Origin of the sequence: Syntrophothermus sp., assembly GCF_013314835.1 — a bacterium.
Classification (GTDB): Bacteria; Bacillota; Syntrophomonadia; order Syntrophomonadales; family Syntrophothermaceae; genus Syntrophothermus; species Syntrophothermus lipocalidus.
In genome coordinates this window covers 1-13,212 of record NZ_JABUEX010000059.1, presented here as the reverse complement: position 1 = coordinate 13,212, position 13,212 = coordinate 1, and the positions used below count along the sequence as shown (strand labels likewise).

The window sequence follows — 13,212 nt, the reverse complement described above, 5'->3', positions numbered from 1 at the left end:
TTTGCCGCCGGCTTCCTTCAGATTCCACCTCGCGATGGACACCCTTGCCTTAGGCTAATGGCTACTGCTACCTTCGCCGCTCGGGACTTCCACCCTATAGCCAGCGCCCATGCCGGGCGCACATAAAAAAGCGGCCTGAATAAGCCGCTTTTTCTTATTACTCCTGTTTAGTCTCAGCCATGAGAACAAACGAGAAGAATATAACGAACACCAGAGACACCACGAGTACCGTTGGCATCTGTGTGACATCCTTCTCTGCTATTTTGTACCATACATTAAAACCGACCACACCCAAACCCAACAAAATATAAGTCCAAAGCTTGAGCTTGCCAGGCAGGGAGAATTTCTTCGACCAACTACAGAACTTTCCGAAGAGTATAAGCCCGATTACTACGATACCGAATTCCATGGCAGCCGTTACAAACCAGTTCTCCATCTTGTCACCTCCTTTGTTCTAAATACTGATTGCTGATCAAACCCCCATATAATAGCCACTCAATCTGCTCAGCACAAGCTTAGGACCGTTCCTTTACTATCCAATAGTCATTTCTCCATGAAGACCCGATTTCCTTCTTGTTTTGAGATATTTTTTTGAAGTTTCGTTGATTGTATGTGCTCCAGGGTGTTAATATATTATGTGCGAGTAAATCAGATAGCCGCGAGGTTACACCTCGAGGAAAGTCGGGGCTCCGCAGGGCAAGGTGCTGGGTAACACCCAGTGGGGGCGACCCCAAGGATAGTGCCACAGAAACAAACCGCCCGGCACTCAATCCAATGCTCAAGTCTTCTGAGGTAAAAGTCGCAGCGAGCCAAGACATTATGCACTTCAATCAGCTTGAGCAGTGCATTGAGTGCCGGGTAAGGGTGGAAAGGTGAGGTAAGAGCTCACCAGCAGTTAGGCGACTAACTGGCTCGGTAAACCCCACCTGGAGCAAGACCAAATAGGGAAGCTATGGAGTGGCCCGCTCCGCTTCCGGGTTAGGTCGCTGGAGGTGTCAGGCAACTGGCATCCTAGACAGATGGCTATCTAATACAGAACCCCGCTTATAGATTTGCTCGCACCGGTCTTAAGTGAATACTAGGGCGAGTTATTCAGTAAACTCGCCCTAGTTATTTTTGTTGTTTTGAGACGAAAACCGGGCCTCCAAAGCCCGGTTTACCCGTGTGTACGTTCATCTCTACTTTTTCTTCCTGGGCGTCCTAGGTTTGTTAGGGCCTTTGCCCGTTTTCTTGGGTTCCTCCTTGATAATCACTGCTTCTTTAAGGGATTTTCCGGGTTTAAAAGCGGGGACACGAGTAGCTGGAACTTCGATTTCCTCTCCTGTAGCTGGGCTGATGACTTTCCTTGCCCTACGATTTCTCACCTCGAAAGTCCCAAAGCCGATAATCTGGACCTTGTCGCCGCCGGCTAAAGCTTCCTGAATCGAAGCGACAGCAGCATCGAGTACCTTTCCGGCTTCCTTTTGAGTTACCCCAGCCTTCTCCGCCAATGACTTGACAAGTTCCGCTTTGTTCACAGCATAATCCTCCCTTGGTAAGATTTTTCGGCCTGATCTTAACCATTCATCACAAAGTCCGTAATTCCTTCTTTAAAAGCGATATTTTTCTACTTTTTTTTTAGAGTATCACCAATTCCTCGGGATTCCATCCTTCCCTGTCAAAAAATTATCCCTAATTGGCGGAGTTTCTCTTCGGTTGGCTTTCCTGTTTCGGGGTCCCAGCCCCGAGCGTGGTAATACTTTTTCAAAACTTCTCGGGTCTTTTCTTCATCTAATGCATTGCCCTTAACTCTCTGTTCGTAGAAGCGGCGCGGAAATGCCGAGTCTTCGGGCTTTTCGCCTTCCCGGAGGTTGAAAAGCTTCATCAGGTTCCATGCCCTTTCCGCTGCCAGCATCAACGCGTCTGGAGTCATCTCCAGTCCGGTAAACGCGGTATATGCTTCAGCTAGCACCGTTGGCCCAACCCCATGTAATACCGGCGGTCGGATACAAACCCCAACCGAATTAAAAAGGTTAATCAGGTCTTCGGCCCACTTCGACATAAGGGCAACATCCACGGTATCATCTCCGATATCTATCGTCTGTTCCTTCAATCCACGTGGCATATCTAGCTCTTGGTACACCTTGCGCCCCAGCCCAAACCGCTCTTTTTGATATTCAAACCTGTTCTCGTTGTAACGCAAGTTCTCTACCGGGTTTCGACACCGAAGATGGTCCCCACCCCTTACGTTGGTCAGCATCCCCAAGGTCCAGGTTGACCACCTGCCCCGAGGGTCAATCATTGGCAGCTCCAGGCCCTTTACATGCATGGCTCTTTCTTCGCCGCCTCTCAAACGGTGACCTGCACGTTTGGTTCCCTCTGCTAAAACGTCGCCTATCCCTTGACGGTAAGCAATGTCGTGCATGAGCTTTAGCACAGCTTCATCATCACCAAAAGCCAGATCGTACCCAACTTCCTCCCTGGATAGAAACCCTTGCTCGAATAGTTCAATGGCCATGGCAATCACCCCGGCTGCGCTAACCATATCCATCCCCAGCCTCTGCCCCATTTCAGAAGCCTTGACTACAGCCTCGAGCTTCAGCCCTACCTGGGAGCCAAAAGACACGACCGGTGTCACTTCCATGTCCTTCATCCGCAGTCCCCGGTACTTACCATCCTTTATCTCTACCCAATGAGCACACGCTATGATGCACGCGTGGCAAGCCACGTTCCTCTTTATAAAGCCTTCGACCCTGGATCGGGCAAATTCCTGATGCCAGTCAGGCAGACAACCCTGGGTGAAGTTGTGGGTTGCTAGCGCGTTGAAATTACCATAAGGAATAGCGGCATTCATCGAACCATAACTCTTGAACGGAACGAAAAACGGCGACGACTGTATTAGTTCCCGGGCTTTGTTGGCAACCTCGAACATCTTATCCGGCTGGCAAATCTTCACCCGTTGGTTTCCTTTGATTACCACCGCTTTAAGCCTCTTAGAACCCATCACCGCACCGAGCCCTGTACGGGCCCAAGCGTCGTAATATCCGTTTTCAATAGATGCGAATTTTACCAGGTTTTCTCCGGCAGGACCGATCAGAGCCACTTGGCATTCTCCGTGACGGGCCTTCAGAATGTCCAAGGACTCCCACGCGTCCTTGCCCCACAGGTCAGATGCATCTCGAATCTCTGCTCGCTCTCCCTCTATCAAGAGATACACCCCTCTCGGTGCCTGCCCTTTTACTATAACCCCATCATATCCACATTTTCTTAGTCCCAATCCGAAAAACATACCAGAGTTGGAAGTACCAAATAAGCCTGTAATCGGAGACTTAGCCGATACTTCGGTCCGGGAAGCCGTAGGAAAGGGTGAACCTACCAAAGTACCCACGCTGAAAACCAAGACATTATCAGGTCCCAAAGCGTCAGCTCCAGGAGGCACCTCATCGTACACGATGCGAGCGTTAAAACCTGTTCCTCCCAAACATTCTTGGCAAAACCGCGGGCTCAGTTCTCTCTGTTTAATCTTATTGGCAGAAAGATCCACCTCCAACATTTTTCCTGCATAGCCCCATAAACCTTCCATCTATCACCCCTCCTGTTTGGTCCCGGTCACCACTCCAACCGGTATTCACCCGGATGAGCAAAAAGCTTCTCCACACCGCACAAAAAAGCGTCCGCCTTTTCTAAGCCCATTACTACTTGCACGCACTGGTAATTCTTGAGAAAGGTCAGTTCGAAACCTTGGGTTGAATATGCTCCTCTCATCATCAAGCCCCGGAAGTCGTCAGGATATAACTTACACTGTTTTCCCTTTCGGTGATAAAGTTCCTCGAATAGTTGCCGGAAGGACCTGATCTCTTCTTCCCAGTCCAGCACGACCTGGCATCGATCGTGGTTCTCACTGCTGTAAAAAGTTATGGATAATTCCCGCTCACCGTCAAATCTTAGCACCGCTCCGTTAACCTGGTTGCTCCCAAAGTTATCATAATTATTTTTGCCTTCGTAAAGCTGCACCTTTCTCACTCCCCGTCTCCCGGCTTCTTCTTAGTGCCCTTCATACCCAACCCCACTGCTGTCAGATACAGCAAGAAGGCAGCCAGTAAAGTTAGTAAGACTTCTTTGACAGTAATGTTCATCTTCAACCCACCTCTAATCGAGAATTCTTTCCACTCTGATATCACTCTCCATCGATAGATCGTAGAACTTGTCTCCAGCCAGCACCAAGGGACGTGTAGGGCAACTACGGTTCACTAATACAACCTCTCCAATCTCGCCATTGGATAAAAGCACCCGCTGTCCTACGAAAGAATCAGCAACCCTATCATAAAAGACCTTAGAGACCTTAGGATCCACCTTGCCAAAAGATTCATTCCACAGCTCATCGGCGGCCTTGTATGGCGTCTGCTTTGAAGCATACACCCGGTCAGAAGTTATAGCATCATAAATGTCCACCACCATGACGAGTCTAGCTATGAACCCAATTCTATCACCGGTCAAACCCGCTGGATATCCGCTTCCGTCAAGTCTTTCGTGGTGTTTCAGAACCGCCTCTGCCACCGCTGGCGCCACCCAGTCATATTCCAAAACCAGATTGTACCCCGAAAGCGGGTGTTTCTTCACCTCATCAAACTCATCTGGGGTCAGTGGCCCCGGCTTGTTCAAGATTTCTTGAGGAATAAACATCTTGCCCATGTCGTGGAGTATCCCGGCTATTCCTGCTTCTCTTATGGTTTCAGCATCACACTTAAGCCATTTGGCAGTCAAAATAGATAGGGCTGCCACGTTCAGGGAGTGGGTAAAAAGATACTCATCTTTGTCCCTCATCAAGCGAAGCTGTCTGAAGATATTGGCCTCGTCTAAGACTTGTTCCACCAATGTCTCAACCAACCCCACTATCTCTTCCTCTTGCAGAGGCTTTCCGAGTTTAACCTCAAGAAAACAAGACTTGATGGCATCCAATCCTCTTCGATACATGGTCTCAAAATCTTCTCTTCTAACTACTTCGCCACTAGGCTCTAATATGTAAAGATACTGTATTCCCAGATTGATTGCGCGTTCTAAGTGTCTTTCGGTAACTACTGTTCCTTTGGCCAGAAGCAGTTGACCATCGAAGGTATACAAATCTTTGCCAAGCTCAATTCCAGGCTCCAGCTTGTCTATGCTAACCCTCTTCATTCCCTGCCAATCCCCCTATAATCTTAAGAACCTCTCATTCGTTCCAGTTACTCCGAACCGCCTGCACACGCTTGGTCGGTTAAACGAAAATGAAAGGCGAACTTCCTTCAAAAGGAATAACTTCGATGTCCCACCCTCGCTCTTCACTTTTCTCCGTCAGGAATCGAGCAAGAAGCTCCACCGCTAGGCACTCGGTTCCGTAATGGCCGGCATCTACCAAGTTTATCCCCAATAGCTGCGCTTCTCGCGCATCGTGATATTTGATATCGCCTGTTAACAAAACATCGAAGCCTTGCGAAGCCGCTTGTCCTAAAAATGAAGCCCCGCTGCCGCTAACCAGCGCTACCTTCTTTACCTGGGAATCTATCCGGCCCACAACTGCCACCTGCGAGAGGCGCAGCCGGTTTTTGACTTCGACCGCAAACTGGCCCAAGCTAACGGGACTGGCAAGTTCACCTTGCCGGCCTGGGCTTAACTTTGTTCCGCGATTGGAAAGTCTGATCAGATCATACGCTATTTCCTCGTACGGATGGGCCCGGTGCAAAGCGTCAAGCACCCTATAGATTCGATTCTCGGGAACCACCGTTTCCAGACGATACTCGTCCACTTCCGACACCTTCCCCACTTCACCCAGATAAGGTTTAGCACCAGGCAAGGGTTTGAAGGTACCGGTCCCGGCTACACGAAAACTGCAGTCCGAATAATTGCCGGTATGTCCTGCTCCGGAGGTACAAATTGCTTTTCTTACATTTTCCACATGGTCACGTGGTACATAAACAACCAGCTTGTACAGAGTCTCAAAACGGTTCGTACCCCAAGGCTTGATTCTATTCAAACCGAGTTTTTCGGCTAAGTACTGGTTTAACCCGTAGGGAGCAGCGTCTAAATTAGTATGAAGGGAGTAGACGGCTATTTCGTTTTTTATCAGCTTCCGTAATAGCAATGCCGCCGGCTGGCTAAAATCCAGGCGTTTCACTGGCCTAAAAATAAGAGGATGATGAGTAACTATGAGGTCTACTTCTTTTTCGATTCCGATCTCGACTGTTTCCGGATCCGGATCCAGTGCTACCAGAACTCTGCCGACCTCTTTTGTCGGGTCACCAACCTGTAAACCGACATTGTCCCAATCCTCGGCTATTTTGCCTGAAAAAAACTCCTCGAGGCAGGCAAATATTTGACTAGCGGTAACCGGCATCTAATATCTCCTCCAATTCCCGCTTCAGTAACAGGTAATGCGATAATCTGGCCCGGGCCTCGGACGATTGTGAAGCCCTCAGGCTCTCGACCATCCTTTCCCATCTGCGCAGTTCCCGTCGCAGAAACTCCTGATTTTCAGGCCGTTCTGCTTTGCGCAAAACAACCGGACCAAACTCGAGTTCCAGTTCCGACAACCGATAAGCCGGTTTTTGCCTCGGTTCTGTTACTACAATGGTATAGAAATTCTCTTTTTCTTCGACAATTTCCTCCTCTACTATCTCCCACCCTAGATCAGTCAACACCTTACGTAATGGATACAACGGAGGCTGGGGTTGCAAAACGTAACGCGCGTAACTGTACGCTTTGGTCAAAGACCCCATTATGATGTCGGCGATAACCTTCCCCCCAAGGCCGGCTATTACTACCGTGGTAACCTCACCCGGAGCCAGTACCTGTAGACCGTCACCCCGTCGGACGTCGATAACATTGTGTAAGCCTTCTTTCTTTACGTAGGCTTGAGCCCGGCGCCAAGGCCCCTCGTTCAATTCCCCGATTATCACCTTCGGGCATATCCCGTTGCGGACGAGAAACACCGATAATAGCGCGTGATCAGCTCCAATATCGGCGGCCCTTTGCCCGGGAACGACGTGAGCTGCTATCCGCGTAAGCCTTTTTGATACGTTCATTGCAATAACCCACCCCAAGTCCATTGCGTTATCAATCAACTGTCTCGAAAACGATACGCATTTTTTAATTTCTGACGGCTACACTTTAAAGTATCATAAGGGTCTACGGTAGCACGTCGACTACGTACCAAAAAAAGAGAGCCCGAAGGCTCCCCAGTCATCCCTATGTGTTACACCACTTGGTACCAGCCGTAAATACCATCAGCCAGCTCATCAAACATGCTGGTATACCCAATCTCTGAATTGTCAGGCAAGGCCCCCAAAACCTCGTATACAGCTTGTAAAAGATCAAGGTTACCAATAGAGCCGGCAGCTTCAATCTTGCTCTTGATAATAAAACCCCAATACTCCCGACGGGTTAAAGCCACTTCGATTCCCTCAAACCTGCTAGCCATGCGTCTTAGGTAACTTTCAAACGCGTCGGGATTAGCACCCTCACTTGCCTGAAGTGCTTTCTCGTCTTGGACTGCTTTGCGGTACTCCTTCATGTCGTTGATCAAAGCCTTGGCCAAACTCTCGGCCAATTCGAATTTGTGATAGATTCTCTCTCTATCTCTCATGATTCTCCCCCACCCCCGCCATCATTATTAGTTTTTATTACTTAATTATATAAGTAATCCGTCAACCAAGGCAAATAATTACACCCACACTGGATTCAGTTTGACTTTTTCCCCCGGTTTATAAGTCTGTACTCTTCAGTAACACCATTCTCTAGCCGGTGCAGTATCATCCTATGGTAGTCAGGGTCCACTTCTGCTGAAATATATCGTCGGTCAAGCCTTTTGCAGACCTCGAGCTCGGAGCCACTCCCTCCGAACAGGATCAGTACCACATCTCCCGGCCGGGTACAAGATTTGATCAGGAGCTCGGACAGCTTCTGCGGTATCTGACAAGCATGATAAGTTTTCTCCCTGCTCACATTCTTGACCAAATCAAAGTAGAACCAATCATACGGCATACGACCCCTGGATCCGTTAGCCAGATTGCTTCTTATACGACGGTCGGTTGGGTTCTTATAAGGTTGGGCCACGTTTTCCTTGTAAAAGTCGTTGTTCTTGGTCTTGCGGGCGTGGAGAATACTACGGTGAGCAGTGGTAAATCGCTTAGGAGAATGTCCCACGTTGCTGTTGTACACCCACGCGTAATCGTGCACCTCATAGCAGGCCTCATCCAGGTACTTCACCCTCAGGTACGCGTTTTGTTTCGGGTAGTTTATGAAAAAGAGATTTCCCGTTTCCTTCAAAACCCTCAGCGATTCTCTGGCAAGCTCCACATACCACTCGATGTATTCATCAAAAGACCTCTTGTAGCTCTTGCCGCGGTACTTAACACCGACATTATAATCAGGGTCTCCAAAGACCATATCTACAGAACTATCAGGTAGTTCTCTTAAGAGATCCATGGTGTCCATTAAAAAGACCTTATCCAAATATCCTGACAGCACCGGCATTCTCCCCTCGATTACTGAACTGTGTTTTTAGCAATGATATGATACTATGTTTAATGTTTCGTCCCTAAGCCCGGTTTTCCCTTCTCTCACCGGCGCCTTTCACCGGTACTACCCAGACCAGACAAACCGGATGCGGGTAGGCTTGTGCTGCATCGCATGTATATCCCGTACACAAAAGTCTGCCTTAAAACCGAGCCACAGACGTACACAGACTAGTATCGAGATGCCCTACTATTTTCCCCTTTTTGTTTCTTTATTTCTTGCTACCCTATCAGACAATTCCCTCACAGTTTCTGGTGGAAACTCATAGTCATCGCGCTTTACAAGTGAGATAGCGTTAGTGGGGCATTTTGAGACGCACAGACCACAGCCTATGCACCTATCGTTGTTGAGCACCGCTATGTCTTCTATCATCTCTATTGCCTTGACCGGACAACGTTCTTCTGCGCATATCCCGCACCCGATACATTCAGGGGCATCTATTCTCGCCAAATAGCTGGATTTAGCTAACCCATTAGGGTAATTGTGTTCCGTTACAAGCCTCAACATATGACAGCAGCAAGGGCAACAGTTGCATATAAAGAGGAGATTATTACGGTTATTACTACCGGTATGCACCAGGCCCGCTTCTTCAGCTCTTTTTAGTACTTCTCTTGCTTCATCAAGTGATATTTCCCTCGCTATTCCTCTTTCAGCTAGAAAATCAGCTGCCCCGTCAAAAGACAAACACACATCGATGGGCTTTGAGCACTTTTTCTCAGTTACCCGGCAGGGACAATTGGCAAGAGCAATTTTCTTGGTTTTAGCCATCATCTGCGAAGCAATCTCAAAAGGCAGAATCTCGAAATCTTCTGTCAAAGCCTCCTCGGCGGGTAATACCCTTAACCAGGGCGGGTTAGCCAAGGAAAGTTCGGCAGCCATATGTTTCATATAGTAAGCTTGCCAGAGCTCGGCAAGTCTAGCCTGGGTATCGCTATCCCCGCCTCTCATGATCGGGTATTCAAACAGACCGGGGTAATTAGGGAGAAGGGCATAGGCCGGTTCGCCCTCAACTCTCTTAGCTAAAATCACTCCTCTATCAGCCATGGCTTCAAATCTTTGCATAACCTCTTCTTGGGAAATGCCGGCTTGCTTGGCTATTTCGTTAGCTTTCTTTAACTTAAAGTCTAGCAGTAGAGCCAGTTCAACTTCCTCTGGTTTAAAGAGAATTCTCAGGATTTCTATGAATTCTTCACTCTTAGGTGCACCGACCGGGTGAGTATTGAGCAACTCCTGCAGTCTGTGATAATGGTGCATTGAAATCCCTCCTTATCACCGTTCTTTCCGGGTCACAGGAACGATCCGGGACTTTCATTTCCCCCAAGGATATTGACTCGTGCTTGCGCTGGTTCCTCTTCTTGCTGAGGTAGACGTTAGTTGTGATACGGCAGAGCCATGTACGCAAGCTGGCTTCCTGCCTGAATCTCTCCAAATTCTCAAAGGCCTTCAAAAAAGCTTCCTGAGTAATATCGTCGGCTTCGCCTGAATCTATTTCACTTCACTCTACTCTCAGTGTTCTTTAGCACAGCACAGCGCCTGATAGTAGAATCAACTTCGGTAGAACCGCGTTCCTCACGCAGGCGTTAGTACACCTCTTGACAACCAGCATCGGAATCATTTCAACTCATATTCAAACTCAATAACCAGCTCTCCTTTGGTGCCGAACTCAGAAGTGGTCTGCATCACCCGCCTTCCTTTTATCCGGTCAGACTTGATCTCTTCCTTGGTGAGGGCTATGTTTTTAGGCCAAAACCCAGTTGGTCCGTCCTGCCAACTCTCACTCTCTGTCCCCGCAAACTCGGCGCTCGCGGTTTGATGGTAATTCGCCCACTTCTTTTCCTTGGTCTCGGTTTGGAGCATAAGAATCGTCTCGCTCGGCTTTTCTAATATCTTGATGGGATGCTCGCCTTCGCCGTATGTCTCCCGCAAACTGCCGCTCCCGCTAGTAGTGCCTTGTATCCCTATGACCATTTGCCCTTCCATGGTTTGGTTCATCGAATAGTTTGCGGTCATGGATTTCACGACATAGGCCTTTTGAATAGGATCATACTCTATTTCTTCGCTGGTTTGGTAGATTATTTCCGACTGCAAGCCCTCTCCTTGGTGCCTTTCCGTAATCCGGGTATACCCCGTTAACATGTGAGGACATTTTTGGGTGGTATCGACCTGGAAAGCAAAGGTTAATGTAGTCCGAAAATCCCCGTTGGAGAAAATGACAACCGCTTCATTAAGATCCTCGCCCGGTCTTTCCCGGCAAAAAGTCCTCTCTCTGCTCCCGGTCCAGTCCTCGACTACCTACGTTCCCCCGATTTTCAGCAGAGCCTGGCGCATGAAATAGGGGGTTCGGAATATCCGTCATCAGGTTAAAGACGACTTTATTAATCTTTTTCTTGTCCGGATTGAACTTCAGGTGCCAATAGCTGATAGCTCCCGGCCTCAGCCTTTCATTAAAATAGTCCAAATCGGGCTTCTTAATCTCGAATTCCCCGACCGAATCGCCGCTGGCTCCAATAGCCGGAAAGTTTGGAGGATCGCTGTATACAAGAAATGGATCCCGGTTCCACTTGTATACCGCAAATTTACCGTACTTGTTTCCGAAATCACTCATATTCTCCGTCAGAGCAGCATCCACGTTTTTTGCCTTGGCCGCTACCAGCACCCGGCGGACATAATCTTTGTCATTCAAAAAATCGCTGGCGAAAAAGAACACAGGATAGCTCGAATACTCGTGAGCCCCGTTGAATACTATACGTTGATAGTTAATCTTCCTCCGCCGCATAAGCCGATCTTGTTAAAAGAAAAGAAAGCTTAGAAAGTAGGTCGCGCGGAATGCTGCCGGGATGGAAAAAGCTCTTCGGGTCGCTAGGTGGCAGGATAAACGGTTCCAATTTATCTCTGGTTGCTTCGTCCATTTTGTCGAGGTTGTCGGATATCCACTGCAGCTCCGCATTGATGCTGGGCTTCACTTCAACCGAACTGTTCACCTTATACTCTTTAGGCAGGTCCTCAGGGGCAAATACCGCTTTGAGCCCGAGGATAACCGCCTGTTCTTCCGTTATCTTACCGGCCAGGAGATCCTGCTGGATCCTGCTTTGAGGCGTCTCCGGGATATCCCCTCTCTCGACCTTTTGGGAGACGGTTTTCTGAACAGCCTGCTCTTTACCCGAGGACTTCGACGGCTGTTTGCCCCCGCAACCGGCAATTCCAACGGCGAAAAAGAGTAGAAGCACGGCTGCGACCAATCTAGGAAACAGCCGTTTAAGTACCGCATGTCTATTCAAGATGGCAATGCCTCCTTTCCCCAAACCATAGACTACACGCGCCATAAACACAAAAAAAGGGTTTATGTCCCACCTCGAACGAAACATAAGCCCCCTTATTACTTATATTTGTTCAGATAGTACCATTACTGCCTATAAAAAGCAACGGTTCCGCCAAGTATGTCATTGACGTTTTCCCAGTCGCAGTCCTGACCGCGTCTTGACAGTCCCTATTTATCTCGCAATTATCTAAACGGTGCAAAGACCTTAAGATGCAAAAGACAAAAAACCCCTTTTCCAACAGGCGCACCAGCCGCGAGTTTCCCAGGAAGTTCTCTTAAAAACAAGACAATCTTCATCTCTTGCCCTGTCATGATTGTCTCTTTTCACTGGTCAGAACCGCCAAAGAACAAAGGTAGTTCGCAGGCGTTTGCTTTGTCTGCGGTTTTTATGAAGTCCTCCAGGTCCAAAACCTGCATCTTGCCGTCCGGAAATCTCACTATGAAAGACCCGGTCGCCAGAGCCACGTTGACTCCTTTGTCGAGAAGCACCCGCATTTTCTGGATCAATTCACGTGCTTCCATGTTAAATACACTCCTTGTGAATTTTTAAGTATCGGAACAGTAGGCAAAAGCCCGGTCGAAAAACACCAGTATCTTTTCTGCTATGTACGGGTACGCTTCCAGAAACTCCCTCTCAGTCATCAGAACTCCTCCTTCACAGTGTCATAAAATGTCGAATTTAGTGGCTATTATAGCAGGTTTTTCGACTTCATATCAAAAAGATTTGTTTGGAGACTCACAAATACATTGTACTATCTGCTGAACCTGCCGTTGGGAGTTAATGCACAGGATGTCCAGGTCTTGGTTTCAATGCAGAACATCCCTTTAGGGCCTACCAGCACGTGGTCGATTTGAGCATCGTTGATAATAACGTAGTTGAGAATGTACCATTCGTTGCTCAACTTCGAGAGTATGCCGGATACCAGCGTTTCTCCGAATACTCCTGCTTCGAACATTTTTCGGTTAACACGAGTGGTATAATGTATCCCGAAAACGGGAGGGCGAACCCGCGGTCTGGAGTAAATAATATGCTTTTTTTGGGGGGATAAGAATGACTGAGAAAATCTCAAAAAGCGATTTACTTAAAATAATTCTTGAAGAAGTTGACAGTTCAGACGTAGTCGGAGAAGACATAATTCATATGCTTATAGACGAGAAAATTGCTAGAGATGTCACTGAATTACACGAAAGGCAGCTCACCTTTGGTGACAAAATGTCAGATAAGCTCGCTGAACTCGGGTCTGTCAAGTTATTTGTGTAAACCCCATTTAGTAACTAAATCATAGGTAGGGCTCGACTCTTTCCTTGAACAGGATTATCAGTTGGGATAGAATCAATCCCCAGTTCTTAATCGAAACAGTCCA

17 protein-coding genes and 1 other RNA gene are annotated in these 13,212 nt (G+C 48.1%); 2 read left to right on the top strand and 16 right to left on the bottom strand.

Annotation, left to right across the window (positions count from 1 at the left end):
* Positions 1-157: 157 nt before the first annotated feature.
* Positions 158-436: a hypothetical protein gene (locus HPY90_RS13070; protein WP_273698378.1), complete on the bottom strand. Its 279-nt coding sequence runs from the start codon at positions 434-436 to the stop codon at positions 158-160.
* A 204-nt stretch (positions 437-640) separates the two neighbouring features.
* Here HPY90_RS13070 and rnpB point away from each other — a divergent pair.
* Positions 641-1,063: RNase P RNA component class A (gene rnpB, locus HPY90_RS13065), an RNA gene on the top strand.
* A 115-nt stretch (positions 1,064-1,178) separates the two neighbouring features.
* Here rnpB and HPY90_RS13060 read toward each other — a convergent pair.
* The 15 genes from HPY90_RS13060 to HPY90_RS12995 form a co-directional block, all read right to left on the bottom strand.
* Positions 1,179-1,517, bottom strand: coding sequence for an HU family DNA-binding protein (locus HPY90_RS13060; RefSeq protein ID WP_287195112.1), 339 nt, complete (start codon positions 1,515-1,517; stop codon positions 1,179-1,181).
* A 140-nt stretch (positions 1,518-1,657) separates the two neighbouring features.
* On the bottom strand, positions 1,658-3,562 hold the full coding sequence (locus tag HPY90_RS13055) for an aldehyde ferredoxin oxidoreductase family protein (RefSeq protein ID WP_287195111.1): 1,905 nt from the start codon (positions 3,560-3,562) through the stop codon (positions 1,658-1,660).
* A gap of 26 nt (positions 3,563-3,588) precedes the next feature.
* Positions 3,589-3,993 carry a hypothetical protein gene (locus HPY90_RS13050; protein ID WP_287195109.1) on the bottom strand — a complete coding sequence of 135 codons (405 nt, stop codon included), beginning with the start codon at positions 3,991-3,993 and terminating at the stop codon, positions 3,589-3,591.
* 135 nt (positions 3,994-4,128) lie between these two features.
* Entirely contained in the window at positions 4,129-5,154 is a 1,026-nt protein-coding gene (locus tag HPY90_RS13045) for an HD-GYP domain-containing protein (protein ID WP_287195107.1), read from the bottom strand.
* A gap of 79 nt (positions 5,155-5,233) precedes the next feature.
* Positions 5,234-6,349 carry a Nif3-like dinuclear metal center hexameric protein gene (locus HPY90_RS13040; protein WP_287195105.1) on the bottom strand — a complete coding sequence of 372 codons (1,116 nt, stop codon included), beginning with the start codon at positions 6,347-6,349 and terminating at the stop codon, positions 5,234-5,236.
* Entirely contained in the window at positions 6,333-7,037 is a 705-nt protein-coding gene (locus HPY90_RS13035; RefSeq protein ID WP_287195103.1) for a tRNA (adenine(22)-N(1))-methyltransferase, read from the bottom strand. The genes HPY90_RS13040 and HPY90_RS13035 overlap by 17 nt, the downstream gene beginning before the upstream one ends.
* 170 nt (positions 7,038-7,207) lie before the next feature.
* Positions 7,208-7,597: a hypothetical protein gene (locus tag HPY90_RS13030; protein ID WP_287195102.1), complete on the bottom strand. Its 390-nt coding sequence runs from the start codon at positions 7,595-7,597 to the stop codon at positions 7,208-7,210.
* A 95-nt stretch (positions 7,598-7,692) separates the two neighbouring features.
* On the bottom strand, positions 7,693-8,487 hold the full coding sequence (locus HPY90_RS13025; RefSeq protein WP_013175758.1) for a DNA-methyltransferase: 795 nt from the start codon (positions 8,485-8,487) through the stop codon (positions 7,693-7,695).
* Positions 8,488-8,718: 231 nt separating this feature from the next.
* Entirely contained in the window at positions 8,719-9,783 is a 1,065-nt protein-coding gene (locus HPY90_RS13020) for a 4Fe-4S binding protein (protein ID WP_287195100.1), read from the bottom strand.
* A complete protein-coding gene (locus tag HPY90_RS16205; RefSeq protein ID WP_353733669.1) occupies positions 9,725-10,018 on the bottom strand; it encodes an RNA polymerase sigma factor in 294 nt (97 codons plus the stop codon). Before HPY90_RS16205 ends, HPY90_RS13020 begins: the two co-directional genes overlap by 59 nt.
* Positions 10,019-10,140: 122 nt before the next feature.
* Entirely contained in the window at positions 10,141-10,617 is a 477-nt protein-coding gene (locus HPY90_RS13015; RefSeq protein WP_287195098.1) for a hypothetical protein, read from the bottom strand.
* A 136-nt stretch (positions 10,618-10,753) separates the two neighbouring features.
* The gene (locus HPY90_RS13010) at positions 10,754-11,305 is read right to left on the bottom strand and encodes a hypothetical protein (protein ID WP_287195096.1); all 552 of its coding nucleotides are present in this window, start codon (positions 11,303-11,305) and stop codon (positions 10,754-10,756) included.
* Positions 11,286-11,807 (bottom strand): hypothetical protein, encoded by a 522-nt coding sequence (locus tag HPY90_RS13005; protein WP_287195094.1) that lies wholly within the window; start codon positions 11,805-11,807, stop codon positions 11,286-11,288. The genes HPY90_RS13010 and HPY90_RS13005 overlap by 20 nt, the downstream gene beginning before the upstream one ends.
* Before the next feature lie 365 nt (positions 11,808-12,172).
* Positions 12,173-12,370, bottom strand: a complete 198-nt coding sequence (locus HPY90_RS13000) for a hypothetical protein (protein ID WP_287195092.1) — start codon at positions 12,368-12,370, stop codon at positions 12,173-12,175.
* 230 nt (positions 12,371-12,600) lie between these two features.
* Complete coding sequence (locus HPY90_RS12995) at positions 12,601-12,804, bottom strand: nuclease-related domain-containing protein (protein ID WP_287195091.1); 204 nt, start codon at positions 12,802-12,804, stop codon at positions 12,601-12,603.
* Positions 12,805-12,899: 95 nt separating this feature from the next.
* Between HPY90_RS12995 and HPY90_RS12990 the strand changes: the two genes are divergently transcribed.
* Positions 12,900-13,109 (top strand): hypothetical protein, encoded by a 210-nt coding sequence (locus HPY90_RS12990; RefSeq protein ID WP_287195089.1) that lies wholly within the window; start codon positions 12,900-12,902, stop codon positions 13,107-13,109.
* Positions 13,110-13,212: the final 103 nt, after the last annotated feature.

What these genes read in the sequence shown, in the direction of transcription:
- HPY90_RS13070 (WP_273698378.1), bottom strand. Translation starts at nt 436, where the DNA reads ATGGAGAACTGGTTTGTAACGGCTGCCATGGAATTCGGTATCGTAGTA.
- HPY90_RS13055 (WP_287195111.1), bottom strand. Translation starts at nt 3,562, where the DNA reads ATGGAAGGTTTATGGGGCTATGCAGGAAAAATGTTGGAGGTGGATCTT.
- HPY90_RS13045 (WP_287195107.1), bottom strand. Translation starts at nt 5,154, where the DNA reads ATGAAGAGGGTTAGCATAGACAAGCTGGAGCCTGGAATTGAGCTTGGC.
- HPY90_RS13040 (WP_287195105.1), bottom strand. Translation starts at nt 6,349, where the DNA reads ATGCCGGTTACCGCTAGTCAAATATTTGCCTGCCTCGAGGAGTTTTTT.
- HPY90_RS13035 (WP_287195103.1), bottom strand. Translation starts at nt 7,037, where the DNA reads ATGAACGTATCAAAAAGGCTTACGCGGATAGCAGCTCACGTCGTTCCC.
- HPY90_RS13030 (WP_287195102.1), bottom strand. Translation starts at nt 7,597, where the DNA reads ATGAGAGATAGAGAGAGAATCTATCACAAATTCGAATTGGCCGAGAGT.
- HPY90_RS13025 (WP_013175758.1), bottom strand. Translation starts at nt 8,487, where the DNA reads ATGCCGGTGCTGTCAGGATATTTGGATAAGGTCTTTTTAATGGACACC.
- HPY90_RS13020 (WP_287195100.1), bottom strand. Translation starts at nt 9,783, where the DNA reads ATGCACCATTATCACAGACTGCAGGAGTTGCTCAATACTCACCCGGTC.
- HPY90_RS13010 (WP_287195096.1), bottom strand. Translation starts at nt 11,305, where the DNA reads ATGCGGCGGAGGAAGATTAACTATCAACGTATAGTATTCAACGGGGCT.
- HPY90_RS13000 (WP_287195092.1), bottom strand. Translation starts at nt 12,370, where the DNA reads ATGGAAGCACGTGAATTGATCCAGAAAATGCGGGTGCTTCTCGACAAA.
- HPY90_RS12995 (WP_287195091.1), bottom strand. Translation starts at nt 12,804, where the DNA reads ATGTTCGAAGCAGGAGTATTCGGAGAAACGCTGGTATCCGGCATACTC.
- HPY90_RS12990 (WP_287195089.1), top strand. Translation starts at nt 12,900, where the DNA reads ATGACTGAGAAAATCTCAAAAAGCGATTTACTTAAAATAATTCTTGAA.